Genomic DNA, 25,358 nt, shown 5'->3' with positions numbered 1-25,358 from the left:
ATAACTCCTGTAAGGGATATATTGCAGAAACGAAGGATTTTCAATATATCTGGCGAGAGAAAAGGGAAATTTATGAACAACCCCATTCATCATACCGATATTCTGATCGTCGGCGGCGGCATGGTCGGGCTTACGCTTGCAATTGCGCTCGCGCAGGAAGGCGTGCAAGCCACAGTGATCGAAAAAGAGGATATGGCTTCGCAGGTTATGCCCGAATTCGACGGGCGTGTAAGCGCCATTTCGCTCGGCTCCGAACGTGTGCTGCGCGCGGCCGGAATCTGGCAGTATATGCAGCCTTACGCCCAGCCGATCCTTGATATCCGTGTGGCGGACGGGGATTCTACTGCGCATGTGCATTATAATTATCGCGATGTGGGGGATGAGCCGGTTGGCAATATGGTGGAAAACCGCCATACGCGCCTTGCGCTTATGCAGCGCGTGAAAGAGTTGCCTTCATTAAAGTTGTTGGCTCCCATGCAGGTTAAGAGCATGGAACGGGATGCTTATGGCGTCAGCGTGACATTATCGGACGGTTCGCAGTGGCGTGCTCCCTTAATCGTAGCGGCGGATGGCAAGCGCTCCAAGCTGCGCGCCGAAGTGGGAATCGGCACGATCGAGCGCGGTTACAAACAGATGGCAATCGTTTGCACGATTGAGCATGAACTGCCGCATGAGGGGCTCGCGATCCAGCGTTTCCTGCCAGTCGGCCCGTTTGCGGCGCTGCCGATGCAGGGCAACCGTTCGGCGCTGGTCTGGAGCGAAGATGAAACGCTTGCGCCGGATATTGTCAAATTGCCGGAAGAAGCGTTCCATGCCGAAATTGCCAAGCGTCTCGGCACGCATCTGGGAAATTTCAAGCAGGTGGGTAAACGTTTTTGTTATCCGCTGCATCTTGTACTGGCTAAGCGTTATGTGGATAGCCGCTTTGCGCTGATAGGTGATTCAGCCCATGCGATCCATCCGATTGCAGGGCAGGGCGTGAATGTAGGGTTCAGGGATGTGGCGGTGCTGGCGGAACTCGTCGTGGATGCGCTGCGGCTTGGCCTGGATATCGGCTCAGCCGATCTGCTTGCGCATTACCAGCGCTGGCGCAGGTTTGATGCGATGAGCATGGGGGCGATCATGGACGGGCTTACAAGGCTATTCTCCAATGATATTACTCCACTTCGCTTGGCGCGCGATATGGGGCTCGATATCGTCAATCATGCGCCGCCGCTCAAGCGCATTTTCATGCGACACGCCATGGGGCTTATGGGCGACCTGCCGAGGATGATGCAGGACGCGGCGTGATCAGTTGCACTGCGCTGTGCTGAACGATAATTTTCCGTCCTTGCCTTTTTTATATATAGCTTCGCAGCTTTTTAAGCCCGGAGTCAATTTCTGTGTCAGGTGTGTGGAAGTTCCATCATATATGCAGTCAATTTCGTAATCAGATTTTTTATTAAATTGCCAATGATAGGACACGGAATCTTTTGTATTTCCTGTTTTGGAAGGGGGTAGAAAATCGATATCGTCATCTTCCACGAAATTAATGCTATATAAATGATAAGATGTACCGTCTTTTTCCAATATTACCGGTGGTGGTGCATAACTTTGCCAACCCGCAGGCTGTTCTATTGATGTACCTTTTGTAGAAAGTGATAAAGGGCATAGTGTGCTCTGTGCGAGAGCCGCATGAGGTAGGAAAGTTGCAGCGAATGGAATGAAGAAAAAGTACCTTACCATTTGACGATCCTATATTGGGTTGGGTTGTTACTGATATGACCTTTCCAGTCTTTGGGCTTGTGACGATAGAATTGTTCTGTCACTTTTCCTTTTTTATTAAACTGATCGTATAGATATAAATTACCTTTGTTATCAAAGCGACTAAATGCTCCGACGTGTCCCTGATAATTACCATCTCTATTAAAGGTAGCGACCCAAGTGCCTTTAGGGGGAGGATTGTCTGGGGAGATATAGTCCCCTGCAACCCATTCACTAGTTAGCGGTGCTCCGCCAACCTGCTGAGCAAAAGCCACGCACTCTGTATTGCCTTTTGCGTTAGGGAAACTTTGGTGCACGTATTGAGCAGGGTTGTCCAGTATATGTGCTTTTGGGATATCGCTATCCACTTGTGCATCAGTCATAACCGTACCGCTGCTGGCGACCTGATATTCTTCACTGTGATCGATTTGATATGTTGGCGTTGATGTATCTGCACTCCCATCAGTCCACCTGCCGTGCCAGTCGCGTGGTTGGTCGGCGCTGTATTTATTCAATATAATAGGATTCGCCAGTGCCAACATCATCTGTGCCCTAGCAAGTTCGGGCACATCATTCATATGGTGAGGGGTATGCTTATCCCAATCTTCAGGCGACACCTGTTTCAGAAGTTCTCCTGCACGTTTAATATAACGAAGTGCATAGGGTGATAATTCTTGCTGAACGGATTTATTAAGCGGCTTATCATCGAACAAAATACCCTTTGGGGTAGCTGTCAGTTTGTGATTGGATCGCAGCTGCACACACACTCCGTTTTTAAGGGTATAATTAATTTATATGTCATATAAATTACTGTCAAGGGACTATTCCCATTGTTTGAGCTTAAGAAACAAAATGCAGTTGGTGGTCCAGAGGTGCAATTACACGCTAGCATTATGATAAGATATGAATTTTTTTTGACAGGCAGGATATTCATTAAAAGTTATGTTAATATAACGGCTTGATGTTCCATCAGGAGCTGTTTGTATGCCTGTTTTTCCGGAAACAGCACAAGAGAATAAAAAGAAAGCGCCTGTGTATGCGGGGTCTATTGACATGGCGCAAGGCGATGCACGGCCTATTTCCAGATATGATAATACAAATAAAGCATGGATTTACCTGAAGTCGCGTTTCGATAAAGAGCACAGATTTGATAGTTTCAGCATGCTTGCCTGTATCTACGCGTATTACCAGAATGCGCGCAGCGCTCTGGTACGGCAGGTGCATGGCGTTCGGGAAGTGGATAAGCTTCGTGTAACGTCCAGTCTTATGGCCATGGGAGAAAAATCATGGGCATTTTGGGCCGGAAGAGGAGCACAGATCCCGGAAGGGAATACCGTATTCCAGCGCGTGGGAAATGTGCTAAGACATCCGAGCCGTTCTTCTTCGCAATTTGAATATCTTGCCATTCTACCGGCACAGGCTTTAACTGTTTACAATAATACGCGTAAAGGATTGAAAGCCCATGGCATTGGCCTGGCGGAAGGCGAGCGTGCTTACCCTGAAGAAAGGATAAGGCTGTATTCGGCCCTGGTAACTGTTGGCATGAAAGCATTTTACGGTTACGGGCATTTTAAGGAACGGCCACAGGAAATTGCGAGTGAACATGAAATAGATAGCAAGGGAAAGATGAAGCTGGCATTGAAATACGAGCGCGAGTTAATCATCGGTGGAATACTGGATGTCATATCTCCATTGCTGAATGGAATAGAAGGATGGAAAAAATCGGGTAAGAGCAAGGAAGAGGCTAAGCATATATTATCGAGTGCTGCCATCGGTATGGCTATTTCCGGGGCATATGGTATCTCTGTATTCCGGCGCGTGTTCAGAAGCAACTACAAGATAACTGATCAATCGACGCCAGATATGGCAGAGCAGATACCGGCACAGGAACAAGCAGGACCATTGCGTGAAGAAGTTCCACAGTCAAGAAAGTTTTCCAGTCTGGCAAAGCAGCAGGAACCGAAAGACATGTTTTCACACCGCTCCGAATCGTTCGTGCAGCGATATCAGGATGCTCTTTCTACCTTATCTTCAGCGTCGATAGCCCAATAAGTGCCAGGATGCAGGCGACGATCCAGAAGCGCACGACGATGGTGGGTTCCTTCCAGCCAAGCTTCTCGAAGTGATGGTGCAGCGGAGCCATCTTAAAGATGCGTTTGCCTGTCAGTTTGAATGAGCCGACCTGCAGGATTACCGAAACCGCTTCCGCGACGAACAGGCCGCCGATGATGGCAAGCACGAGTTCATGCTTCACGATCACGCTCACCACGCCGAGTGAACCGCCGAAAGCGAGGCTGCCCGTATCGCCCATGAAGACCTGCGCAGGCGGAGCGTTGAACCACAGGAAGCCGAGGCCCGCGCCGATCAGCGCCGAGCAGAACACAGCCAGTTCACCGCAGTTGGGAATGTGATGCACCTGAAGATAGTCCGCGAATTTCAGGTTGCCTACGAGGTAAGAAATCAGCACGAAGCAGCCGGAAGCGATGACGATGGGGACGATCGCGAGACCGTCCAGCCCGTCTGTCAGGTTCACGGCGTTGGATGCGCCGACCATGACGATCATTGCAAAGATGAAATAGAATACGCCTAGATTAATCAGGACGTCCTTGAAGAACGGCACCGCGAGATGGGTTGAGAGATTCGCCGGGGCGACTTTGTGAATCCATACTGCAGCAATGAGGCTGATCGAGAATTGCAGTAGCAACTTCATTTTGCCAGGGAGCCCCTTGCTGTTGCGCTTGGTCAGCTTGCGGTAATCATCCACAAAGCCCACAGCGCCGAAGCCCAGCGTCACGAACAGCACGACCCAAACGTAATGGTTCGTGATGTCGGCCCATAATATAGTAGAGGTGAATACAGACAGCAGGATCATAATGCCGCCCATGGTCGGCGTGCCCTTTTTCGTGAGCAGATGAGATTCCGGGCCATCCTCACGAATAGGCTGGCCTTCACGCTGTTTGGCTTTCAGCCAGCGTATGATGTGCGGTCCCGTCCAGAACGTCATGATCAGCGATGTCAGCACCGCGCCGCCGCTGCGGAAAGTTAAATACTTGAAGAGATTGAAGAGGGCGTAATCATGAGCGAGCGGGAACAGGAGGTTATAGAGCATTAATGGGTTCCTTTGAGTAAGGCTTTGGGAGAAGTGATTGAAGAATCTGCGGCTTGTTTCACGATGGCATCGCGGACGATATCCATGCGGCTGCCGTGCGATCCTTTAATCAGAATAATGTCATTGGCCTGCAGTGCTTCTGTCACGAGCGGCGAGAGCGCTGTTGCATTTTCCGCATAAGCGCCGCGCATGGGTAAGGGCAGGGTGTCGTACAGATGTTTCATCGTCGCGCCGGAGGCATAGACTTTATCGATTTTATGGCGTTCCAGTGCGGATAGCAGGCTTTTATGCAGCTCCGCTGTGGTCGGCCCCAGTTCCAGCATATCGCCCAGCACGGCAATCTTACGTGCATGCGCTTTTCCGTGCGCCTGCAGCTCGGCCAGCTTTGCAATGGCAGCATTCATGGAGACGGGGCTTGCGTTATAGCAATCGTCGATGATGCTTACATCGCCTTGCGGAAGGGAAGCGTTGATCACTTTGCCGCGACCCTCCGGTTCGTGGAAACCGGCGAGCGCTGCGGCTGCGGTTTTGAGAACGACTCCGGCAGCGGTGCTTGCTGCCAGTGCTGCCAGCGCCGTATGTGCCCAGTGACGGCCTGTTGCGCCCAGATGGAAGGTCAGGGGAGTGTTGTTGATCACTGCGTCAATCTGCACGCCGGAATCAGTCAGTGCATAGTTTGTGAGGCGGCAGGTGGATTCGGGATGTTCGCCAAATGTCATGATATGGCGAATGCCGTGACCGTGTGCTTTTGCGAGAAGTCTTGCGTAATGCGGATTATCGCGGTTTAGAATGATGGTGCCGTCTTTGGTCAGGCCTTCCATGATTTCACCTTTTGCATCCGCAATGCCTTCTATGCCTGCGAAGAATTCCAGATGCACGGCTTCCACGTTGGTGATGATGGCGATATCGGGATGGAGAATATTCGTGAGGTAAGAGATTTCACCCGCATGATTCATGCCGAGTTCGAACACGCCGAAATCCATATCCGCAGACAAATTGCACAGCGAGAGCGGCAGGCCAATATGGTTGTTCAGGTTACCGAGTGTTGCGTAGACACTGCCGCTGCTTGCAAGCACGGTGCGGATAGCTTCCTTGGTGCTCGTCTTGCCGACGCTGCCGGTGACGGCAATGATTTTTCCCTTGGTGCGCCTGCGGGAGGCTTTGGCCATGTCGACCAGTGCTTTATACGTATCTTCCACCACAATGAGCGGAGCATCTTTCGGTAAGCCTTCGGGGATGCGATGCACTAATGCGGCGCTTGCACCGGATTCAAGTGCGCTTTTGATATATTCGTGCCCGTCCAGACGTTCACCTTTGAATGCGAGAAACAGACTGCCCGGGGCAAGTTTGCGGCTATCGATGGAAACATTGGAAAGTGTAAGCGAACCAGCGAGGGAAGAAGTTCCTCCGGTCGCTTTCAGGATTTCATCTACAGTCCACATCGTCTATCCAAACCTTTGTTCGCATAGTTTTACCGCATAACGCGCAACTTCTGCATCGTTAAACGGCGTTACCTTGCTGCCGATAATCTGCGTATTCTCGTGTCCTTTTCCGGCGATGAGCAGGAAGTCACCGCTGTTCAGCGATTTGATCGCCGTGGCAATGGCTTCCGCGCGGTCGCCGATATTTTTAGCGTTCGGCGCTTCCTTCATGATCTCGGCGCGGATCGCATCCGGATCTTCACTGCGCGGATTATCGTCCGTTACGATCACTATATCGGCCAGTTCCGTAGCTGCCTTGCCCATCTCCGGGCGTTTGCCCTTGTCGCGGTCACCACCGCAGCCGAATACGACTACGAGCTTACCTTCCACATGTTTGCGTACTGTTTTGAGCACATTGGCAAGTGCCGCCGGAGTATGTGCATAGTCGATAAAGATCGGCGCGCCGCTTGGGTGTGTGGCCACGCGCTCAAGCCTGCCTTTGACATTGTGCAAGTGAGGCAAATGTTTCAGCCCGTCTTCCAGCGCGCCTCCGCAGCTGACGAACAGCCCGAGTGCCGCAAGCGCGTTCATGACCTGGAATTCGCCAACCATATTCAGCATGAAATGCTGCGATTTACCTTCGATGCTTGCCTGCACGGCCAGCCCGTCGATCCGGTGGGTGATCTTCTTGATCGTGTAATCCTTGCCGTTCTGGCCGTAGCTGATGATTTTGATGCCCTGCTTGTTGCAAATTTCTTCCAGCGCCTTGAACTGCGTATCGTCCGCGTTCAGCACGGCGGTGCCGGAAGCAGGAAGGAGCTCGGAAAACAGCCGGGATTTTGCCTGGAAATACGCTTCCGGCGTTTTATGGTAATCCAGATGGTCGCGCGTGAGGTTGGTGAATGCTGCTGCGCGCAGATGCACGCCGTCGAGCCTGTATTGATGCAGGCCGTGGCTTGATGCTTCCATGGCGACATGCTGGCAGCCTTTGGAGGCGAGCGCATGCAGTGTCTGGTGAAGCTGCACGGGATCGGGCGTAGTGTTTACGGCGGGGAAGACGATGCCGGTCTGCGGGCCGATGACGCCCAGCGTACCGATGGAGGCGGCTTTCAACTCGCTCATTTCCCAGAGCTGACGCAGGAAATCTGCTGTGGAGGTTTTTCCGTCCGTACCGGTCACGGCGGCGATATGTGTCGGCTGCGGTGCGTACAATGCCTCAGCCATTTTGGCGAGCGCAAGTCTTGCATTGTCGACGCGCACCAGTGCGACCGTAGGCGGCACTTCGATAGGGCCTTCATTGTCGGTGACGATGGCGACAGCGCCTTTTTCCACAGCCTGTGCAATATAAACGCTGCCGTCTATATTGTTGCCGCGTATGGCGACGAACACTGCGCCACCAGTGACCTGACGCGAATCTGCTGTGATGGTGGTTACGGGAAGCTTCTCCGCGTTTCCACTGAGAAAAAGGGAGCCCTGATAATTGGTAAGTAGTTCGGTAAGAAACAGCATATCAGTCTTTTATTGACAGTCGTTGAATTGCGTTATTCAGCCAGTATTTATTGACGGGGTCCTCCGGCACGTCGAACTCCGGCCTTAAACCGAGCAGCGGCGCCATGCGGCTGATAATATCACCGACGAATGGCGCTGCAACCCAGCCTGCAGTGGTGAAACCATGCGAAGCCTTGTTGCCTTTGGGGTCGTCCATCATTACCAATACTATATATTTCGGATCATCAACAGGAAAAGTGGAGATAAAAAGCGAAAGATTGGAGTGATGGCTGTAACCGCCTGTGCTCTTTACTTTTTCAGCTGTCCCTGTTTTGCCGCCTACGCGGTAGCCTGGCACGTCCGCCTGCTTGCCGGTGCCGAACTGCACGACCAGGCGCATCAGGCGGCGCAACTCGCGCGAGGTAGCGTCCTTGATCACCCGTTCCGGTGCGGGCTTATCCGCATTACCGTCCTTCACCAGGGTCATATTTTCATAGGTGCCGCCATTGACGATAGCAGCGAATGCGCGCATCAGGTGCAGCGGCGTGACCGCCATACCGTGACCGTAGGATATGGTAATCGAACTGATTTCGCTCCAGTTCTTGGGATATTGCGGCGAGCCAAGCTCAGGCAGCTCAATGTTTACTTTACTGTCCATCAGCCCCAGCTTGTGCAGGAAGATCTGCTGCTTTTCCTTACCTACGGCCATCACCATGCGGGCTGTGCCGATGTTGGATGAATAAGTATAGATTTCAGGAATGGTCAGCCAGCGGTTTTTAGGGTGATCGTCTTTAATGATATTATGATCGAACATGAAAGGGCGGCTGGCGTCGAATCCGTCATTCAGGTTCACCGTGCCGTAATCGAGCGCCATGGCAGTGGTGAATGTTTTGAAGGTTGATCCCATTTCATAGCTGCCCAGTGACGCACGATTGAATAAGTTAACCGCCGGGAAGTCTGCCGGACGGTTGGGATCAAAATCAGGGACGTTAGCCATGGCAAGAATTTCACCGTTGTGCAGGTCGAGTATGATGCCGGTTGCGCCGATGGCATTGAATTCATCCATGCCTTTACGGATTTCCTCGGCAACGATATTCTGCAGGCGCAGATCAAGCGAGAGCTGAAGAGGTTTTTTATAGTCCTTGGTATTACGCAATTGTTTGTCGAAATATTTCTCGATGCCGGCGAGGCCGGTTCCGTCCAGACCTACGAAGCCTACTACATGCGAGAATAGATTCTTATACGGGTATACGCGTTTTTGTTCCGGCTGGAAATAGAGTCCCGGTATGCCAAGATTATTAACTGCGTTTTCTTCTCTCGGTGTCAGGTTGCGTTTGATCCATACGAACGTGCCGTTACTTTTGAGGCGCTTGGCAATAATATGTTCATGCAGGTCGGGAAATATTTTTACGAGTTTCCGGGCTGTCTGGTCGGGGTCCGTAATAATACGCGGATTGGCGAACAGGGACTGGGTAATCAGGGACGTTGCCAGCACAAGCCCGTTGCGGTCCACAATATCGTTGCGAGTGATGGACATAGGCAGGGCATTTTCATCGACGATTTTATCATCACTTACAGGACTGGCTGTGTTGGTCTCCGGTGCTTCCGGATTGCGATGGAGAATAGTAATCTCCATCAGCTTACCTGTGATTCCCAGGAACGACATGGCGAAGAAGACAATGATACAGAGCAGGCGCGTTCTGCTTTGTTCTATGAGTTTTGTACCGCTGCTTTCACGTTGAATGACCTGCCTGTTTTTTGGCTGTGCGTTGTTACGCGTCCCATTATTCGTCGTGGTAGCCCTCATCCGCAGGACCTCCGCTGACGAATTTGATGGTTCCGGAGGAGCGCGGCGCTTCCTGTTTAGCTACATCGGTACGGCTGCCTTCCGGTGCGGCATAGGGCAGGGTAGAAAATTCGGCGATCTGCTGTCCGCGCATCGGCTGCATGTTCAGGTATTTTGCCGCCAGCGTGCGTAGCCTTTCCGGGCGGGTCAGATATGTCCATTCCGCGTTGAGCACATGCTGGTTGCGCTTTTCTTCAATCAGCTGGCGCTCCGTCGCGAGCACTTCAGCGCGCACGGCCTGTACTTTATATTTCACCATGTAAAGACCGCACGCGCCGGTAATCAGCATGACGACCCATAATATAGTAGAGAGGCGTATATTCATTTTCCATACCCCGAACGAATGGCGACGCGCAATTTGGCGGAACGCGCGCGCGGATTGGAACGAAGTTCACTGGTACCCGGCAGGACAGGCTTTCTTCTGTTCAAGAAAAAAACGGGGAGGTGATCAGCGGCCGCTTTGTGGGTTGCCCCGATTTGCGGCAGGTGACGCGAACCTCCCCTAGTCTCGCCAGAACGCGACTGAAAAAACTGTTTGACGATGCGGTCTTCGAGCGAATGGAACGTGACCACTACAAGTCTTCCGCCTTCCGCAAGCAGGTTTTCTGCTGCGGAAAGAGCCTGTTCCAGTTCACCCAGCTCGTCATTTACTTTAATGCGCAATGCCTGGAAGGTGCGGGTAGACGGATCAAGACCGTCTTTGCTTCCCAGGACGCGCCGAATAATTTCCGCCAGCTGCCGCGTGCGCGCGATCGGTGCTTCCGTGCGGGCATTGACAATGGCGCGGGCGATCTGGCGCGATTTGCGCTCTTCGCCGTAATAATAGAGTATATCGGCCAGCTCTTTTTCATCTGCACTGTTGACGATATCGAATGCGGATTGACCGGAGCCGCTCATGCGCATGTCGAGCGGACCGTCATGCTTGAAGGAGAAACCGCGCTCGGCATTATCCAACTGCATGGAGGAGACGCCGATATCGAGCACGATGCCGTTGACGGAGGTCACGCCCTGCTGCGCGAGCAGGTTTACCATGTCGCTGAAGTTACCCATCAGCCAGAAGAAGCGGCCGGGAAATGCTTTGCTGAGTTTTTCCGCCATAACGGAGACGTTGGGGTCGCGATCAATGGCGTAGACGGTGCAACGTGAAGATTCCAGCAGTGCGCGGCTGTAGCCGCCTGCGCCGAACGTGCCGTCGACATAAATTTCGCCGTCGGCAGGCTGCATGGCCTCCAACACTTCATTCAACATAACGGAAGTGTGCGGAGCTTTTTCTGCTTGTGTTGTCTTATCGTCATTCATCTTTATATCAGCCTTGCTCATTGGGTGGCTCCTTCACTGCGCAAACGCAGGCGCTTTTCGCGAGCGATGTCGCGAGCGCGCGCTGAGTATTCGGCGAATGCGGCCGGTTCCCATATTTCAAAAGTTTCGCCCTTGCCGACAAAGATGGCCGTTTCGGCAATGCCTGCAACTTCGATCAGATGTTCGGGCAGCATGACGCGGCCTTCGCCGTCAAAAGGGAGCTGTACGCTGCCGCCCAGGATGGTGGTGGCAAATGCATCGCGTTCTTCAGAGAAAGGATCCAGCGTTTCAATGCGCTCGGACAGTTTGCGGATGCGGGCGATGCTGCAGGCCTCAACACAGCGGTTAATAAAGGATGCATATGCGATGATCCCGGAGAATTCCGTATCCTTGGCAAGCGCGGCGCGGAAGGTCGCAGGTACGGAAATGCGGCCTTTCTTGTCGATCTTGTTCTGGAATGTGGATAGGAAAAGCATCTTGTTTGGGATAATTTGGGATAAAATGGAATTTCATGGGCTATAATGGGAAAATACGCCTAAGGCATGGGATGGTCAAGTAGAAAGTGGCTGGATCTATAGCAAAAAAGCGCCGTATAAATTTTTCATAAAGATTTTACAAAATTCCTGTTGCAATTAGATCGGAAATTAACTATTTATTAATAATAATTAATGCAAAATTAATAAATGGAGGCGGCGTCTATGATTCCCCTGACAGGTTCCGTACCCTCGGAAAACGGCGTTTCCCAGTCCTCCTCCTTTGATCCCGATACGGAAGAAGCGCTCATTCGGCGTTATTCCAGGCCCAAGCAACCGGAGATTGTTTTTGAATTCACCCGTGATCCCGGGTTGCTTCACCAATATTACCGTATACGTGAAGACGGTTTCGGCTCAGTGCTGGGGTTGACCCGCTATTCCGGTGCAGAATGCGAGTATGATCGCAATGGCTATATTCTAGTCGCTAAAATGGGTAATTTTTGCATCGGTGGCGCAAGGCTTAATATCAAGACACCGCGTCGCCCTCATCTTTTACCTATGGAAATAGAAGATTTCCGTTTGGAAAAGCTCTTTCCGTATCTTCAACATAAGCAATTATCTTACGGACAGGTTTCGGGTGTTGCGATTCTGCCGGAATTCCGCAACGGTGAAATCTCACGGGAAATCCTGCGCCGCGCCATCCAGAAGTCTGTTGCCCTGAATGTGCATATGCTGTTTGCTATCTGCCCGTTAATCAATTCACGCCTCTACAGGCAGGAATTCGTGGGTATGGGGTGGAAAGATACCAAGGTGCATATGGATGTGCCGTTACCGGTCTATCCTACCATGGAAGAGATTAAGCTGTATCTCATGAGCTCGGTTATTGATAAATCGGTAGTGAGGGGAACGGAATATACCTCGTCTGCCAGCATGCATAATAAGCCTTGCGTGATGAATGCAGCGATTGCCGACAAGATGGTATTTAACAATTCCATCGTTCGGATGTCCTACGACAGCGCGGTCCTTTAAGCTCTAATTACACGGTTGAACTGTTGTTTATAAGTCGCACCTATTTGGAAATGTGCGATGGGGCATTGATTTATCTATAGAAATAAGGCCCTTTTCTATAATACAGTGCATTTTATTAAATAATATTTAACTTTTTCCTGATAAGAATTGCCATATTGCAAATAGTGCGAGGGGGATTATGCGTAATAATCTGTTGATGGCGTTTCTTTTGACAAGTGCGCTTTGTAGCTTATCCGAAATGGCGGTTGCTCAGGAAAGCGATCTGAGTAATGACAGCGACTTGCTTAATATGTCATTACAGCAGTTGGTCAATATGGATGTCACCTCGGTATCCAAAAGGGATGAAAAAGCGTCGCAGGCTCCTGCGGCGCTTTATGTTATTACGCAGGAAGATATCCGCCGTTCCGGTATGCAGAGCGTACCTGAATTACTGCGCATGGTGCCGGGATTGCAGGTGGCGCAAGCAGGTTCCAATGAATGGGCGATTGCTTCACGCGGGTTTGACGGCCAGTTTTCCAACAAGCTGCTGGTGCTGATTGACGGCAGAACCGTATATTCTCCGGTGTTTTCAGGTGTGTTCTGGGATGTACAGAATTTGATACTGGAAGATATTGACCGTATTGAGGTGATCCGCGGACCGGGGGCAACGCTCTGGGGAGCGAATGCGGTCAATGGCGTAATCAATATTATCACGAAGAATGCGAAAGACACTCAAGGCACTCTTGTTTCAGCAGCGACGGGAACGCAGGAGCGTGTTTCCACCAGTGCGCGTTATGGTGGTACGTCCGGCAACCTGGCGTATCGTACCTATGCCCAGTATTTTGACTATAACCAGCAGCACAACCTGAATGGAAAGGGTGCAGGCGATGCCTGGGATAACGGGCAGGGCGGTTTCCGCATGGACTGGAATGGAGCCGGCAAAGATACGGGAACATTGCAAGGGGATGTCTATCAGGGCAAAGAAAATGCAATACGCACATTACCTGTGACTTCCACTGTTTCACCTTCACGGTTTCAGTTAGTGAACGATACGGACCATGTAAGCGGTATGAATGTGCTGGGACGCTGGAAGCATGAGTTCAGCAGCACCTCGGATATCACACTACAGGCTTACTATGACGATACGGTGCGTGAGCTTTTCGATTATGCAGCCAATGGAACGAGCTTCCATACTCAGACAACGGATTTCGACTTTCAGCATAACTGGACACCTAATAAATATAATGAAGTGACATGGGGGCTTGGATATCGCCGTATTACCAGTATTACCGGCAATGATTTCTATGTCAGTTTTCAGCCGGAAAATTATTATGAGAATCTGTACAGCAGCTTCCTTCAGGACAAAATTTCCATTGTGCAGAACAAATTGTTCCTGACGGTTGGCAGCAAGTTCGAGCATAATGATTTCAGCGGATTCGAATATGAACCGAGCGCCAGGATTACCTGGCTGCCTTCCGACACACAGACCGTGTGGGCAGCGGTTTCCAAGGCTGTCCATACACCGAACCAATCCAACCAGGATCTGAGCCTTGTGCTGGCGGTGCCTTCAGGCAATACGGTGGTTGCTGAAAAAGGCAATCCCTTTGCTGATTCAGAAGATGTGCTCTCGTATGAGCTTGGTTACCGCGTAATGCCGCGCGAAGATCTCTCGGTAGATGTGACGGGATATTATAATTATTATCACGATCTAGCCTCTCTTTCGAGTGGTGCTACCAGCACAAGGTTCGATCCTTTCATGGGCACTTATACGTACGCTCCTCAGGTTGTGGGTAACGCTAATAGCGGTGAAACACACGGCGTGGAACTCGCGTCTACATGGCAGGCAACCAAAAATATTAAGTTCAACGGCAGTTACACGATATATGTTTCGCATCTGGATATTATTGGTAGCAGTCTTGTCACGAGGCAAGGTAATGCTCCAAACCAGCAGTTCAGCCTGCGTTCCTATGTGGATCTGCCGCATAATATGCAGTGGGATACAATGGTGTATCACGTAGACCAACTGCCGAATGTGCAGTCAGCAGCGCCAACTTCCGTGCCAGCTTATACACGACTGGATATGCGTCTTGGCTGGGTGCCGATGAGTGGCGTGGATTTAAGCCTGATTGGCCAGAATCTGCTGAGGTCCGAACACCAGGAATTCACTGGCTTCATTTATCAGGCTCCCATTGAAGTCGGCAGAAGCGTGCTTGCCAAGGCCACGGTGCGGTTCTGATTCCTGACTGAAACCCTTGCTATTGTGATTCTGCTGAGTTATGCAACTGGGCTGTTTGCGTGCCGTCATGCAGGAAAAGCACCGTTACTTTTCTGCCACATTCTCAGGTTAATATTCAGGAATTTGCGAAGATGCCGGTTACTCCTCCTCCAGTTAAGGCTTATTTAATACATTCCCGCTAGAATACCTCATTATGCGCAGAATATTTTCAATTCTCATGCTTGCTCTGATCTGGTGTACGTGTACGCTCGTTCCTGCCATAGCGGATGAAGAGAGCGGCAAGGAAGTTGCGCAGTACCGTATCCGAATCGCATTCATTTATAACTTTCTCAAGTTTGTCGACTGGCCGGGCGCCGTAACGCCTAAGACCAGCAATGCGGCGACAGTCTGCATTGTCGGCGATAAGGATTTCAGTAATTATTTTACTAGCTTCGAACAGGCCCATCGGCAGAATTTTGCAGTGACGATTAATACTACTGCTTCCGGGAATGCGCTTGAGTCATGTCATGTGCTGTTTGTCGGCAAGGACGCCGAAGACTCTATCTCCTCACTGCTTTCACATGTGGTGCACCATCCTGTGCTCAGCATCAGCGAATCGAAAGGGTTTGCGGATGAAGGTGGCATCATCGAAATGGTTACGGTGGGGAAAAGTATTGGGCTTTTTTCCAAGGATAAAATCAATCTGCGTATCAACCTGAAGTCGGCGGAAGCCAGCGGACTCAGTATTGATGCGAGGCTGCTGCAGATCGCAGCGGAAGTCATCAAGTAGGACGCAGATCATATGATGAAACATGCAACCATTAAAAAGCGTCTTACACTACTGATTACAGTAGTCAGCGGGGTTGCGATCATCCTGACGACGATCATCATTACGCTGATTGGTATATACAATATGCGCGAGAGCCTGCTTTCGCAGCTCGAAGATACAGCCGTTAACGTGGGCAAAAGCAATCTGGCTTATATCAGTTTCGACCAGAAAGACGCGGCGACCAATAATCTGCGTGATGTTTTCAGCTCCAAGCCTTCTATCCTGCGCGTATGCATGTATGATGCGAGTGCTGTTCCGGCGGCAGCTTATTTCAGTTCTTCCGTCCAGGATAAGACCTGCCCTGACATTAACGGGCGCTCCGAAGGGGTAGGGGATTACGAGGGCAATGCACTTGTGATCAAGCATCTGGACAATAACGGCATGCTGGTGGCTTCGATCGTGCTTGAATCCGATATGCGCGAGATCAGGGCGTATCTGATCAAGCAGATTTTTCTCGCTCTGGCGATTATCATCGTCATCGGCATGGGGTCTTCTTTGTTTGCGCTCGGTGTGCAGGGCACGATTTCCCAGCCGATACTTGCGCTTGCCGATACGGCGCGGCGTGTCACGGTGGAAGAAGATTTCTCGCTTCGCATGGCGCAGGAATATGTTCCTGTGGGCGGGCGCAGCGACAATGAAATTGACATGCTGATCGATGCATTCAATGCGATGTTGGATGAGATCCAGGCGCGTGATCGCAAGCTGTTGCGTCAGAATGAAGAGTTAGGCAAGGCGAAGAAAGATGCGGAAAGCGCAAGCATCGCCAAGTCGCATTTCCTGGCCAATGTGAGCCATGAACTGCGCACGCCGCTGAATGCGATTATCGGTTTCTCATCGGTCTTCAAAGAGCAGCTGTTCGGTAAGCTCGGCAGCGAGAAGTATCTTGAATATGCGAATGACATCAACAGCGCCGGCAGTCATCTGCTGGATATCATCAACGATATTCTGGATCTTTCCAAAGCGGAATCTGGCAAGATGGTCCTCATGTTCGAGCGCGTGGATATTGTCGGCGCCATCAGCAAGTGTATCCGCATTATGGAGAAGCGTGCGGCGGAATGCGGCGTTACCATTACAGCCGAGCTTCCGGAGCAGACCACTCCGATTATTGCCGACCGTCTGCGTTTCTCCCAGATCATTCTCAACATCCTGTCCAACGCCGTGAAGTTCACGCAGTCGGGCGGTAATGTGTATATGCGGGTAACTCCGTATATGCGCGGTGGCATTGTCACGGATTTTGTCATTACCATTCGTGATAGCGGCATAGGCATGGAGAAGGAAAGCATCTCCCGCGTATTCCAGGGCTTCGAACAGGTGGATAGCGGACTGAACCGCCGTTACGGCGGCACGGGTCTTGGCCTGCCGCTTACACGCAACCTGATGGCGCTGCATTACGGCAGTATTGCGATTGACAGCGAAATCGGCGTCGGTACGGAAGTGACGCTGCATTTCATTGCCGATCCCACTTATATCAGCGAGCTGATGGATACAGGCTCGACAGCAGAACATATGGCTTAATCATGAATCGTGTTCTTATAACATTATTGCTGCTGATAGTCTGCCTGCCTGCGCAGGCAGCAGAACCCGCGGCAGGTAAGGAAGCACCTGCGCTGGCGGGGCAGGATTTAAGCGGACATACGGTAGATTTGGGTAAGCTCAGGGGGCAGGTGGTTCTGGTGCATTTCTGGGCGACCTGGTGTATTTTATGCCGTGAAGAGATGCAGGCGCTGGATGGGTTTTACCGTGCGCACCATGAAGGCGGACTGGAAATTATTGCAGTCAGCCTTGACCGTTACAGTGACCGCGACAAGGTGAAGAAGGTTATGGAGCCTTATGCATTCAGTGCTTTTATGGCAGACGATATGCATCCCAATGAATTCGATACTCCGCACGCTATTCCGCTGACTTATGTCATCGATCGAAAAGGGATCATTCGGCTGGCTGTTTCCCCGGACCTGATTCCGCTGAACCGGAAGAATCTGGATCGGGACGTGCTGCCGTTGCTTAAAAAATAATCCTTATATCCACCCGGACAGATCTTCTTTTGCGCGTCCTGTCATGCGTGCGGCGCGTTCGTCTTTGCGAATTTTTCCTTGTAGTGGTGGAAGCAGGCCGAAATTGATATTCATCGGCTGGAAATGCTTGCTTTCCGCGCCGCCCGTGATGTGATTCAGTAATCCACCCAGTGCTGTGGTGGCGGGAGGAGGAGTCATCTTTCCGGCAGCGAAACGGCCTGCGAGTAAACCGGTGGCTGCGCTTTCAACGTAACCTTCCACGCCTGTGACCTGTCCTGCAAAACGGATATGCGGTGCAGCTTTCAGGCGCAGATCTTCGGTCAGCAATCTCGGGCTATTGATGAAGGTGTTGCGGTGCAGGCCGCCCAGGCGCACGAACTCAGCGTTCTCCAGTCCCGGTATCATGCGGAACACACGCTGCTGCTCGCCGTATTTCAATTTCGTCTGGAAACCGACCATATTGTAGATCGTGCCGAGTTTGTTGTCCTGTCGCAGCTGCACGACGGCATAAGGCCGTTCGCTATTGTGCGGATTGTCTAAGCCAACGGGTTTCATCGGGCCGAAGCGTAATGTTTCGCGCCCGCGTTCCGCCATGACTTCAATCGGCAGGCAGCCTTCAAAATACGGTGTGTTCTTTTCCCATTCCTTGAACTCGGTCTTTTCGCCTGCGATCAGCGCATCGATGAAAGCATAATATTGGGTTTCGGACATCGGCAGGTTGATATAGTCCGCACCGTCACCTTTATTATAGCGCGACTGGAACCAGGCGACATTCATATCGATCGTGTCTTTGAGCACGATAGGGGCGATTGCATCGAAGAAGGAAAGATAGGCTTCGCCCGTCACTTTCAGAATGGATTCGGAAAGCTTTGCAGAAGTGAGCGGACCGGTGGCGATAATAGTTTCGCCAAATTCCGGTGAGGGTAATTTGCTGATTTCCTCGCGCACGAGGGTGATCATCGGGTGGCTCTGAAGCGCTTCCGTCACGCCTTGCGAAAATCCTTCACGGTCTACGGCAAGCGCGGAGCCTGCAGGGAGTTTATGTTTATCTGCCTCACGCATGATGAGCGAGCCGCAGCGGCGCATTTCCTCATGCAGCAGGCCGACGGCGTTGTTCACGTGATCGTCTGAGCGGAAAGAGTTGGAGCAGACAAGCTCGGCGCTTTTGTCGGTTTGGTGCGCATCGGTTTTAACAAGCGGGCGCATTTCATGAAGGATAACGGATTTTCCGGCCTGAGCAATTTGCCATGCGGCTTCGCTGCCGGCCAGCCCGCTGCCAATGACGTGAATGGGATTCATTATTTCTCTGCTTTCTCGATTTCTTTTACGGCTGCTTCAACCTTCAGTTCCAGCAGCTTTTCACCATATTGCTTGCTTGCATGGACGGAGGAACCGGCGGCCCCGGTTTTTTCGTAATCGCCTGCTGCGTAGGGGGCACGCAAGTTATTACGCACTTCCTGCGGAGCGACGGCAAGCATTTCCGATGTATCGGCAAAACCGCCATGTGCCTCGATATCTTTTTCGGCAGGCACCGCCTTTTTCGCCCATGCGACCTGGCCGTTATCCGCATCGTAATAATCATCGACCTGAATGACTCTCACACCTTCCTTATGCCATTGTGCAGAGAGTTTAGCGGCGACGTCGCCCTGTACGGCCTGGCTTCCCCCATGCTCGCCGATAAAGCAGATATATTTAAAGCCATGCTGTTTGAGGCTCGCGGCCGTATCTTCCAGCACTGCCGCAAAGGTAGCAGGCTGCATGGAGATAGTGCCTGCAAATCGCATATGGCCTTCAGGAGGGGTAGCGTTACCTTCGGGAACATAAGGAATAATCGGAGCAACCAGCGCATTGCCAAGTTTTTCCGCAATAGCGGGCGCCGTTTTTTCCAGAATGAAATTATGTTTGCCGAGCGTCAGATGCGGACCGTTCTGTTCGATGCCGCCGGTTGGTACAATGACGGTAGTTTTCCCGGATTTGATGGCTTTGTCTATTTCCTGCCATGTCATATCCTGCATCCAGACAGGCGCGGCAGTGGCGCAATTGGCTGAGAAAATGGCGATGGAAACTGCCGTGGCGTAAATAATCCGCATAAAGCGCAAGCCCTCTGTTGATTTGGCGTTGGTATGGTGTATATAGAAGTTTACGAATTATGAAACCAGAGAAATCAGACAATACGCCTATCATTACGGACGTGTCATTTAAAGACGCGATTTCCGAGCGTTATCTTGCGTATGCGCTTTCCACGATCATGTCCCGTTCGCTGCCGGACGTGCGTGACGGGCTTAAGCCGGTGCATCGCAGGCTGCTTTACGCGATGCTGCAGCTCAAGCTCGACCCGAAATCAGGCTTTAAAAAATGCGCCCGCGTTGTGGGTGACGTTATCGGTAAATACCATCCGCATGGCGATACGGCGGTTTACGATACACTTGTGCGTCTGGCGCAGTCCTTTGCGGTACGTTATCCGCTCGTGGAAGGCCAGGGGAATTTCGGCAGTATTGACGGCGATAACGCAGCCGCGATGCGTTATACCGAAGCGCGTCTGACGGATGTGGCGGTTGCGCTGCTGGCCGGGATCGATCAGGATACGGTGGATTTCCGCCCGACTTACGACGGTGAGGACCATGAGCCGATCGTGCTGCCTGCAAGCTTTCCGAACCTGCTTGCTAACGGCTCAGAAGGTATTGCGGTGGGCATGGCGACTTCGATTCCGCCGCATAATGTCGGCGAATTGTGCGATGCGCTGATCTACCTGATCCAGCATCCCAATGCATCGGTTGCGAAGCTGATGGAGTTCGTCAAGGGGCCGGATTTCCCGACGGGCGGTATCGTTGTTGAGCCGCACCAGAACATCCTGCAGGCGTATGAAACGGGGCGCGGCAGTTTCCGCGTGCGTGCGCGCTGGGAGAAAGAGCAACTGAGCCACGGGCTTTACCAGATCGTGGTGACGGAGATTCCGTACCAGGTTCAGAAATCGCGCCTGATCGAGAAAATTGCCGAGCTGTTTAAAAATAAGAAGCTGCCGTTCCTTGGTAACATCCGTGATGAATCGACGGAAGAAATACGCATCGTGCTCGAGCCGAAGAACCGGCAGATCGATGCGGACATGCTCATGGAATCGCTCTTCAAGGTGACGGACCTGGAAACGCGCTTCAATATGAATATGAACGTGCTGACAGGGGGCAATATGCCGCAGGTGCTGAACCTGCGTGAAGTGCTTCTGGAATTTTTCGCGCATCGTGATGAAGTCGTGCTGCGGCGCACGAAGTACCGGCTTGAGAAGATCGCGCACCGGCTGGAAGTGTTGGGCGGTTTGCTTATTGCTTATCTGAATCTGGATGAAGTGATCAAACTCATCCGTGAGGAAGACGAACCCAAGCCCAAGATGATGAAGCGGTGGAAGCTTACGGACGTACAGGCCGAAGCTATCCTCAATATGCGCCTGCGTTCGTTGCGTAAGCTGGACGAGATTGAGATCCGCCAGGAAAACGATAATCTGCTTAAAGAGCAGGAAGAGCTGAATGAAATCGCCAATTCTGACGAAAAGCGCGCGAAGGTGATTGCCAAAGAGATTAAGGAAATCAAGAAAGCGTTCGGGGAAGCAACCGAGATCGGCAGAAGACGCACTGAGTTTGCAGATGCGCCTGCGGTCTCCGTCATTTCCATCGAGGCACTGGTCGAGAAAGAGCCGATCACGATCATCTGCTCGAAGATGGGCTGGATCAGGGCGGTTAAAGGACATACGACCGATCTCAGCGACATCAAATATAAAGAAGGTGACGAAGGTAAATTCTTTATATTTGCGCAGACGACGGACAAGCTGCTGCTGTTTGCCACGGACGGGAAATTCTTCACGATTCCTTGCGATAAGATTTCCCGTGGCAAAGGGCATGGCGATCCTGTGCGCCTGTTTATTGAGCTTGGCAACGAGCATGACATTGTCGACTTAAGCGTGTTCGTGCCGGAGGTGAAGTTCCTTGTGGCGTCCGATGCGGGCAGGGGCTTCGTGGTGAAATCGGAAGATGTGGTGGCGAGCACGAAGAACGGCAAGCAGATTCTTAATACAGTCGATAAGGGGCGTGCGCTTGCGTTGCGTGTGGTGGATGGCGACAGTGTGGCCGTGATCGGCGATAACCGTAAGCTGCTCATATTCCCGATCAGCGAAATCCCGGAGATGACGCGTGGGCAGGGTGTTGCCTTGCAAAAATATAAAGGCGGGTCGCTGGCGGATGTGAAGATTTTTAACCAGGCGGATGGGCTTTCCTGGAAATCCGGTGAGCGTGTGCGCACGGAAGAGGATATCAAGCCCTGGCTCGGTCATCGTGGAACGGCAGGACGTCTGCCGCCGACAGGTTTCCCGCGCTCTAACTTATTTGAGTAAGTTAATTCTAATTAGATAGGTCGGTTATGGTCATGCTTTCCAACAAAGCTGCAGAAGAGACTTCCGGCAGCCATATCATCGAAGCGACAGTACAGAATTTCATGCATGAGGTCATACAGGCCTCGCTGCAGGTGCCGGTGGTGGTGTATTTCACGGCAACCTGGTGTACACCTTGCAAGCAGTTCGGGCCGACACTGGAAAAAGTGGTGAACGATGCCAAGGGCAGGCTGAAGCTTGCCCGCGTGGATATTGACAAAAACCCGCAGCTCGCGCAGCAGTTCCGCATCCAGTCCGTGCCGATGGTCTATATTTTCGTAGGCGGTCAGCCGGTGGACGGATTCTCCGGTGCGATGCAGGAAAGCCAGCTTAAGCAATTGTTCGCGCAGTTCATGCAGGCGACACCGGAAGAAGAAGACGCCAAGGAAATGCTGAAACAGGCGGCGATGCTGCTTGAGGCAGGCGACGCACAGACGGCAATGCGTTATTTCCAGGCTGTGCTGCAGATGGAGCCTGAAAATGTGGAAGCGATTGCGGGGCTTGCCTCTGCTTTCATCGCAACGGGCAATCTGGAGCAGGCGGAAGCGCTGCTGAAAGCCGTGCCGGAAACAGGTGCGAATCATGAAGCGGTGGTCGCAGCAAATGCGCGGCTTAATCTTGCAAAGAATGCGCCGAAGCCGGAGGCGCTGGAGAAACTTCATAAGGCGCTGGCGGCGAATCCTGCCGACCACCAGGCACGCTCTGATCTGGCGGCGGCGCTTTACGCTTCCGGCAATGCGGAAGAGGCGGTCGAGGAATTGCTGAAGGTAATTGCGGCTGATAAAGAATGGAATGACGGGGCGGCGCGCAAGCAATTGCTCACGATGTTCGAGGCACTGGGTTTTGAGAATCCGGTTGCGCAGACCGGACGGCGTAAGCTTTCGGCTATTTTGTTTAAATAAGGCGGTAATTATGGCGAATGTCGATCCTAAATTATTAGAGCTGCTGGTTTGCCCGCTGACAAAAAGCGCATTGCGTTACGATGCCACCAGTCAGGAATTGATCAGCGATAAAGCAAAGCTCGCCTATCCAATCCGCGACGGCATTCCTATCATGCTGGTCGAAGAAGCCCGTAAGTTAGATTCATAGAGTCTACTATACCCTGGCTCACGAATAGCTCGCCAGATCTTTAGTGCCTTTGTCTGTTTACGGGTGGCCTCTATTATCATTTGTATCTCTTGGTGCGGCAGAATGCGGTTCGGCTCTGTGGGGCTGTTCCTGTGCATGAGGATGTTGCTCCACAGGATGCCCTGCGCCATGTTGTTCCTGTGACGGCCCATGCTGCTCATGCGGTACTCTCTGCCAACCTTGCGGCGTCGGTTCTATCTGGAAATGCTGAACGGGATGCGTAATCTCCATGGGGCGCGGTTGTGCTATGGGCTTTGGAATATGATTTTCCGGCATATCATGACGTATCATTTGCGGCTCTTTTACAAGCGGCGGAATTGGGTGCTGCGGTGCAGCAGGAGGTGTTGGACGTGCTATCTCATGCTCATTCGCCTTATGCTCATGTTCCCGGTGTGGCATGGCTATAGGTACTGAAGTCGGAATATGTGCCTGCGTTTCATGATGTGCAGGCGGGATGTTTCTGAAATGTTCGTGTCTGCTTTCCCGCGATGGGGTTATGCGGTCGACGTCGGTTGTTATATTTGCTTTGGTTATCTGCGAGGGTTGAATCGGAAGCGATGTGTGGTGAACCGGTGCTCCTTTGGCAAAGGCTGAATGCGGCACCATGGTTATCACTTTGCTGTTAGCATACTGGTTGATGTTTACGTTGTTAGTGACATTGTTAACAGTGATGCGATTTATCGTGGTTTTGTCTACATTATTGGCATTCACGTTTCGGATGTAATTCATACTTGTATGATAATAAGGGCGGAACGCTTCATGCGGTGCCAGCGGGACCCAGCCGACAGAGGATCTGTCGCCGACAAAGGTCACCAGGGCGGGGGCATAAACCGGATGCGCTTCCCGCTCACCGGGACACCAACCCCATCTTCCATGAATATGCGCCCAGCGTCCGTAATGGAATGGCGCGAATCCCCAGGGTGCATCATCTATCCAGGTCCATCCCCAGGGTGCGACGTAGGCCCAGTGGCCATAACGGTACGGAGCCCATCCGGCAGGAACTGCAGACGGATACCAGACAGCGCCGTAGCTGGGAGTGGAGGCCCATTGCCCGTAATTATTCAGGTCATTGATTCCGGTTGTTTCCGCCGAAACATAATGTGCGGTTCCCAGTTCCACTTCGCGGTGTTCACGCGTCAGCGCCCAGTTATCAAAGGCTGTGGGAATGGCTTCGTCGAGCGTTACAGAAGCAGGGGAACCGGACAGGGTTGCATGTTCTCCCGCTGATATGCTGAGAGGAGAAGAGGGGCCTTGTATCTGCGCGCTACCTTCCAGCACTGTGACGGAAGCACTCGGCATCGCGCCGGGATGGGAAGCTTCTATGTGATAACTGCCCGGCTGCAGCAGGTCGATCTCCCCTTGCGGTGTAATCACCTGCACAGGCGTTGCGGGAGGGGTATGCAGATGAATGTTGATCGTCCCTTGCGGCACGTTCAGCTGCATCGCCTCATCGTCCAGGCGCGTGATGTCCAGCTCCGTTGCCTGATCCATCCGGATTTCCGACGCGCCGACCTGAATCTCCGTTCTGGCGCCCTGATCCGTCCAGAAAGCATCTCCGGTTGTAACAGGGTAATTGAACATGGCCGACGTCCATTGGGACTGTTCCGCATTATGAAATGCGACCTCCCCCTGAAGATAGCCGATGCGGCCCACACGGGCGGGGGGATCGGCCCAGGCGGTGGCGCTGGTGGTGAGTAGCAGCGCCGCCGCAAGCAGCAGGGACGGGAGAGGTTTTTTCGTGCGCATAATAATCCTGTCGGGTTACCGGTTATGATTCCACTATTAATAATAACGATAATGGTATCTGTGATAGTAAACCGGTGCCGGAGCGATGTAATAGCGCGGCGGCGGAGGAGGAGCGTAATAAACGGCGGCAGGTCTTGCCGGCTCCACGATGCAGCCTGATAAAGATGTGAGAAGCAGGCCCAGACCTAAAACGGTGACTATGGTTTTCCTGAACATATTTTCCTCTGTTTCTGCAGGCTTTGTTGCCTGATGAGGTATATATAGCAGGGTGCGCATTACCGGCGCTTGAGCGGGGTATTACGAATGTGTAACCATTTTGGGGTGGATTTTTATAAGTTGTTTATGTGGGGAAGGCTCAAGCACCAGAGCTTATGGAGACCGTGAAAGAGAAGAGTCAGTACCTGAATAGTCGTCGCCAACTGTTCCAGCACTGTGCTCCCTCAATCACTACCACTTCACTTGATCCCTGCATGGAGTTTCTGCTGCCATCACACAGGCATTGCAGCAGCTGGAGCATAGTGAGTGCGCATAGCAGAGCCATGCTGATGTCCTGCCGCATTTACGGATTGGGCTCGCGCATGCCGCAGGTCCTTTTTTGAACTTGCAACCTTTTCGATTACACATTTC

At 52.1% G+C, this 25,358-nt stretch carries 23 protein-coding genes; 10 read left to right on the top strand and 13 right to left on the bottom strand.

Annotated features, from left to right (window positions below):
• Positions 1-72: 72 nt before the first annotated feature.
• Positions 73-1,290 carry a UbiH/UbiF/VisC/COQ6 family ubiquinone biosynthesis hydroxylase gene (locus VFT64_11150; GenBank protein ID HEU5048384.1) on the top strand — a complete coding sequence of 406 codons (1,218 nt, stop codon included), beginning with the start codon at positions 73-75 and terminating at the stop codon, positions 1,288-1,290.
• Here the strand turns inward: VFT64_11150 and VFT64_11145 are convergent, their stop codons facing one another.
• Both VFT64_11145 and VFT64_11140 read right to left on the bottom strand, forming a co-directional pair.
• The gene (locus VFT64_11145; GenBank protein ID HEU5048383.1) at positions 1,291-1,725 is read right to left on the bottom strand and encodes an STY0301 family protein; all 435 of its coding nucleotides are present in this window, start codon (positions 1,723-1,725) and stop codon (positions 1,291-1,293) included.
• On the bottom strand, positions 1,719-2,504 hold the full coding sequence (locus VFT64_11140; protein ID HEU5048382.1) for a BPSL0067 family protein: 786 nt from the start codon (positions 2,502-2,504) through the stop codon (positions 1,719-1,721). Before VFT64_11140 ends, VFT64_11145 begins: the two co-directional genes overlap by 7 nt.
• Before the next feature lie 223 nt (positions 2,505-2,727).
• Between VFT64_11140 and VFT64_11135 the strand changes: the two genes are divergently transcribed.
• Positions 2,728-3,795 (top strand): hypothetical protein, encoded by a 1,068-nt coding sequence (locus VFT64_11135; protein HEU5048381.1) that lies wholly within the window; start codon positions 2,728-2,730, stop codon positions 3,793-3,795.
• Here VFT64_11135 and mraY read toward each other — a convergent pair.
• The 7 genes from mraY to VFT64_11100 are packed head-to-tail and all read right to left on the bottom strand — an operon-like array spanning position 3,764 to position 11,382.
• Complete coding sequence (gene mraY / locus VFT64_11130) at positions 3,764-4,852, bottom strand: phospho-N-acetylmuramoyl-pentapeptide-transferase (GenBank protein HEU5048380.1); 1,089 nt, start codon at positions 4,850-4,852, stop codon at positions 3,764-3,766. The two genes, VFT64_11135 and mraY, sit on opposite strands and share 32 nt — an antisense overlap.
• Complete coding sequence (gene murF / locus VFT64_11125; GenBank protein HEU5048379.1) at positions 4,852-6,294, bottom strand: UDP-N-acetylmuramoyl-tripeptide--D-alanyl-D-alanine ligase; 1,443 nt, start codon at positions 6,292-6,294, stop codon at positions 4,852-4,854. The genes mraY and murF overlap by 1 nt, the downstream gene beginning before the upstream one ends.
• A gap of 3 nt (positions 6,295-6,297) precedes the next feature.
• Positions 6,298-7,782, bottom strand: coding sequence for a UDP-N-acetylmuramoyl-L-alanyl-D-glutamate--2,6-diaminopimelate ligase (locus tag VFT64_11120; protein HEU5048378.1), 1,485 nt, complete (start codon positions 7,780-7,782; stop codon positions 6,298-6,300).
• 1 nt (position 7,783) lies between these two features.
• Positions 7,784-9,568 carry a penicillin-binding protein 2 gene (locus tag VFT64_11115; protein ID HEU5048377.1) on the bottom strand — a complete coding sequence of 595 codons (1,785 nt, stop codon included), beginning with the start codon at positions 9,566-9,568 and terminating at the stop codon, positions 7,784-7,786.
• On the bottom strand, positions 9,546-9,932 hold the full coding sequence (locus VFT64_11110; protein HEU5048376.1) for a hypothetical protein: 387 nt from the start codon (positions 9,930-9,932) through the stop codon (positions 9,546-9,548). Before VFT64_11110 ends, VFT64_11115 begins: the two co-directional genes overlap by 23 nt.
• On the bottom strand, positions 9,929-10,906 hold the full coding sequence (rsmH, locus tag VFT64_11105; GenBank protein ID HEU5048375.1) for a 16S rRNA (cytosine(1402)-N(4))-methyltransferase RsmH: 978 nt from the start codon (positions 10,904-10,906) through the stop codon (positions 9,929-9,931). Before rsmH ends, VFT64_11110 begins: the two co-directional genes overlap by 4 nt.
• Positions 10,907-10,923: 17 nt before the next feature.
• Entirely contained in the window at positions 10,924-11,382 is a 459-nt protein-coding gene (locus tag VFT64_11100; GenBank protein ID HEU5048374.1) for a cell division/cell wall cluster transcriptional repressor MraZ, read from the bottom strand.
• A 222-nt stretch (positions 11,383-11,604) separates the two neighbouring features.
• Here VFT64_11100 and VFT64_11095 point away from each other — a divergent pair, with 222 nt between their 5' ends.
• From VFT64_11095 to VFT64_11075, 5 genes are all read left to right on the top strand, one after another.
• Positions 11,605-12,408, top strand: a complete 804-nt coding sequence (locus VFT64_11095; GenBank protein HEU5048373.1) for a hypothetical protein — start codon at positions 11,605-11,607, stop codon at positions 12,406-12,408.
• A 178-nt stretch (positions 12,409-12,586) separates the two neighbouring features.
• The gene (locus VFT64_11090; GenBank protein ID HEU5048372.1) at positions 12,587-14,623 is read left to right on the top strand and encodes a TonB-dependent receptor; all 2,037 of its coding nucleotides are present in this window, start codon (positions 12,587-12,589) and stop codon (positions 14,621-14,623) included.
• 193 nt (positions 14,624-14,816) lie between these two features.
• On the top strand, positions 14,817-15,392 hold the full coding sequence (locus VFT64_11085; protein HEU5048371.1) for a YfiR family protein: 576 nt from the start codon (positions 14,817-14,819) through the stop codon (positions 15,390-15,392).
• 12 nt (positions 15,393-15,404) lie between these two features.
• Complete coding sequence (locus tag VFT64_11080) at positions 15,405-16,946, top strand: ATP-binding protein (GenBank protein ID HEU5048370.1); 1,542 nt, start codon at positions 15,405-15,407, stop codon at positions 16,944-16,946.
• Between the two features lie 2 nt (positions 16,947-16,948).
• Positions 16,949-17,443 (top strand): TlpA disulfide reductase family protein, encoded by a 495-nt coding sequence (locus VFT64_11075; GenBank protein ID HEU5048369.1) that lies wholly within the window; start codon positions 16,949-16,951, stop codon positions 17,441-17,443.
• 3 nt (positions 17,444-17,446) lie between these two features.
• Here VFT64_11075 and trmFO read toward each other — a convergent pair whose 3' ends face one another.
• Together trmFO and VFT64_11065 are read right to left on the bottom strand one after the other, a co-directional pair.
• The gene (gene trmFO / locus VFT64_11070; GenBank protein HEU5048368.1) at positions 17,447-18,742 is read right to left on the bottom strand and encodes a methylenetetrahydrofolate--tRNA-(uracil(54)-C(5))-methyltransferase (FADH(2)-oxidizing) TrmFO; all 1,296 of its coding nucleotides are present in this window, start codon (positions 18,740-18,742) and stop codon (positions 17,447-17,449) included.
• Positions 18,742-19,533, bottom strand: coding sequence for a creatininase family protein (locus VFT64_11065; GenBank protein HEU5048367.1), 792 nt, complete (start codon positions 19,531-19,533; stop codon positions 18,742-18,744). Before VFT64_11065 ends, trmFO begins: the two co-directional genes overlap by 1 nt.
• Positions 19,534-19,592: 59 nt before the next feature.
• On the opposite strand from VFT64_11065, the gene parC reads away from it, so the two are divergent.
• Genes parC through VFT64_11050 form a run of 3 tightly spaced genes read left to right on the top strand, consistent with a single transcriptional unit; the run spans position 19,593 to position 22,946 of the window.
• Positions 19,593-21,821 (top strand): DNA topoisomerase IV subunit A, encoded by a 2,229-nt coding sequence (gene parC / locus VFT64_11060; protein ID HEU5048366.1) that lies wholly within the window; start codon positions 19,593-19,595, stop codon positions 21,819-21,821.
• 32 nt (positions 21,822-21,853) lie between these two features.
• Entirely contained in the window at positions 21,854-22,759 is a 906-nt protein-coding gene (locus VFT64_11055; protein ID HEU5048365.1) for a co-chaperone YbbN, read from the top strand.
• 10 nt (positions 22,760-22,769) lie between these two features.
• Positions 22,770-22,946 carry a Trm112 family protein gene (locus VFT64_11050; protein HEU5048364.1) on the top strand — a complete coding sequence of 59 codons (177 nt, stop codon included), beginning with the start codon at positions 22,770-22,772 and terminating at the stop codon, positions 22,944-22,946.
• 57 nt (positions 22,947-23,003) lie between these two features.
• On the opposite strand, the gene VFT64_11045 is transcribed toward VFT64_11050, so the two are convergent.
• Both VFT64_11045 and VFT64_11040 read right to left on the bottom strand, forming a co-directional pair.
• Complete coding sequence (locus tag VFT64_11045) at positions 23,004-24,731, bottom strand: DUF6600 domain-containing protein (protein ID HEU5048363.1); 1,728 nt, start codon at positions 24,729-24,731, stop codon at positions 23,004-23,006.
• Positions 24,732-24,767: 36 nt separating this feature from the next.
• Positions 24,768-24,947, bottom strand: coding sequence for a hypothetical protein (locus VFT64_11040; GenBank protein ID HEU5048362.1), 180 nt, complete (start codon positions 24,945-24,947; stop codon positions 24,768-24,770).
• Positions 24,948-25,358 lie beyond the last annotated feature (411 nt).

The sequence above is a fragment of the Rickettsiales bacterium genome (assembly GCA_035765535.1).
Taxonomy (GTDB): domain Bacteria; phylum Pseudomonadota; class Alphaproteobacteria; order Rickettsiales; family JABCZZ01; genus JABCZZ01.
This window is presented reverse-complemented; position numbering and strand designations above follow the sequence as displayed.

Bases quoted from the DNA above. Each gene is read 5' to 3' on its own strand.
- VFT64_11095 (HEU5048373.1), top strand. From the start codon at position 11,605: ATGATTCCCCTGACAGGTTCCGTACCCTCGGAAAACGGCGTTTCCCAG.
- VFT64_11085 (HEU5048371.1), top strand. From the start codon at position 14,817: ATGCGCAGAATATTTTCAATTCTCATGCTTGCTCTGATCTGGTGTACG.
- parC (HEU5048366.1), top strand. From the start codon at position 19,593: ATGAAACCAGAGAAATCAGACAATACGCCTATCATTACGGACGTGTCA.
- VFT64_11150 (HEU5048384.1), top strand. From the start codon at position 73: ATGAACAACCCCATTCATCATACCGATATTCTGATCGTCGGCGGCGGC.
- VFT64_11050 (HEU5048364.1), top strand. From the start codon at position 22,770: ATGGCGAATGTCGATCCTAAATTATTAGAGCTGCTGGTTTGCCCGCTG.
- VFT64_11040 (HEU5048362.1), bottom strand. From the start codon at position 24,947: ATGTTCAGGAAAACCATAGTCACCGTTTTAGGTCTGGGCCTGCTTCTC.
- rsmH (HEU5048375.1), bottom strand. From the start codon at position 10,906: ATGAATGACGATAAGACAACACAAGCAGAAAAAGCTCCGCACACTTCC.
- trmFO (HEU5048368.1), bottom strand. From the start codon at position 18,742: ATGAATCCCATTCACGTCATTGGCAGCGGGCTGGCCGGCAGCGAAGCC.
- VFT64_11110 (HEU5048376.1), bottom strand. From the start codon at position 9,932: ATGAATATACGCCTCTCTACTATATTATGGGTCGTCATGCTGATTACC.
- VFT64_11135 (HEU5048381.1), top strand. From the start codon at position 2,728: ATGCCTGTTTTTCCGGAAACAGCACAAGAGAATAAAAAGAAAGCGCCT.
- VFT64_11055 (HEU5048365.1), top strand. From the start codon at position 21,854: ATGCTTTCCAACAAAGCTGCAGAAGAGACTTCCGGCAGCCATATCATC.
- VFT64_11115 (HEU5048377.1), bottom strand. From the start codon at position 9,568: ATGAGGGCTACCACGACGAATAATGGGACGCGTAACAACGCACAGCCA.
- VFT64_11090 (HEU5048372.1), top strand. From the start codon at position 12,587: ATGCGTAATAATCTGTTGATGGCGTTTCTTTTGACAAGTGCGCTTTGT.
- murF (HEU5048379.1), bottom strand. From the start codon at position 6,294: ATGTGGACTGTAGATGAAATCCTGAAAGCGACCGGAGGAACTTCTTCC.
- VFT64_11120 (HEU5048378.1), bottom strand. From the start codon at position 7,782: ATGCTGTTTCTTACCGAACTACTTACCAATTATCAGGGCTCCCTTTTT.
- VFT64_11075 (HEU5048369.1), top strand. From the start codon at position 16,949: ATGAATCGTGTTCTTATAACATTATTGCTGCTGATAGTCTGCCTGCCT.
- VFT64_11100 (HEU5048374.1), bottom strand. From the start codon at position 11,382: ATGCTTTTCCTATCCACATTCCAGAACAAGATCGACAAGAAAGGCCGC.
- VFT64_11045 (HEU5048363.1), bottom strand. From the start codon at position 24,731: ATGCGCACGAAAAAACCTCTCCCGTCCCTGCTGCTTGCGGCGGCGCTG.
- VFT64_11145 (HEU5048383.1), bottom strand. From the start codon at position 1,725: ATGGTAAGGTACTTTTTCTTCATTCCATTCGCTGCAACTTTCCTACCT.
- mraY (HEU5048380.1), bottom strand. From the start codon at position 4,852: ATGCTCTATAACCTCCTGTTCCCGCTCGCTCATGATTACGCCCTCTTC.
- VFT64_11065 (HEU5048367.1), bottom strand. From the start codon at position 19,533: ATGCGGATTATTTACGCCACGGCAGTTTCCATCGCCATTTTCTCAGCC.
- VFT64_11080 (HEU5048370.1), top strand. From the start codon at position 15,405: ATGATGAAACATGCAACCATTAAAAAGCGTCTTACACTACTGATTACA.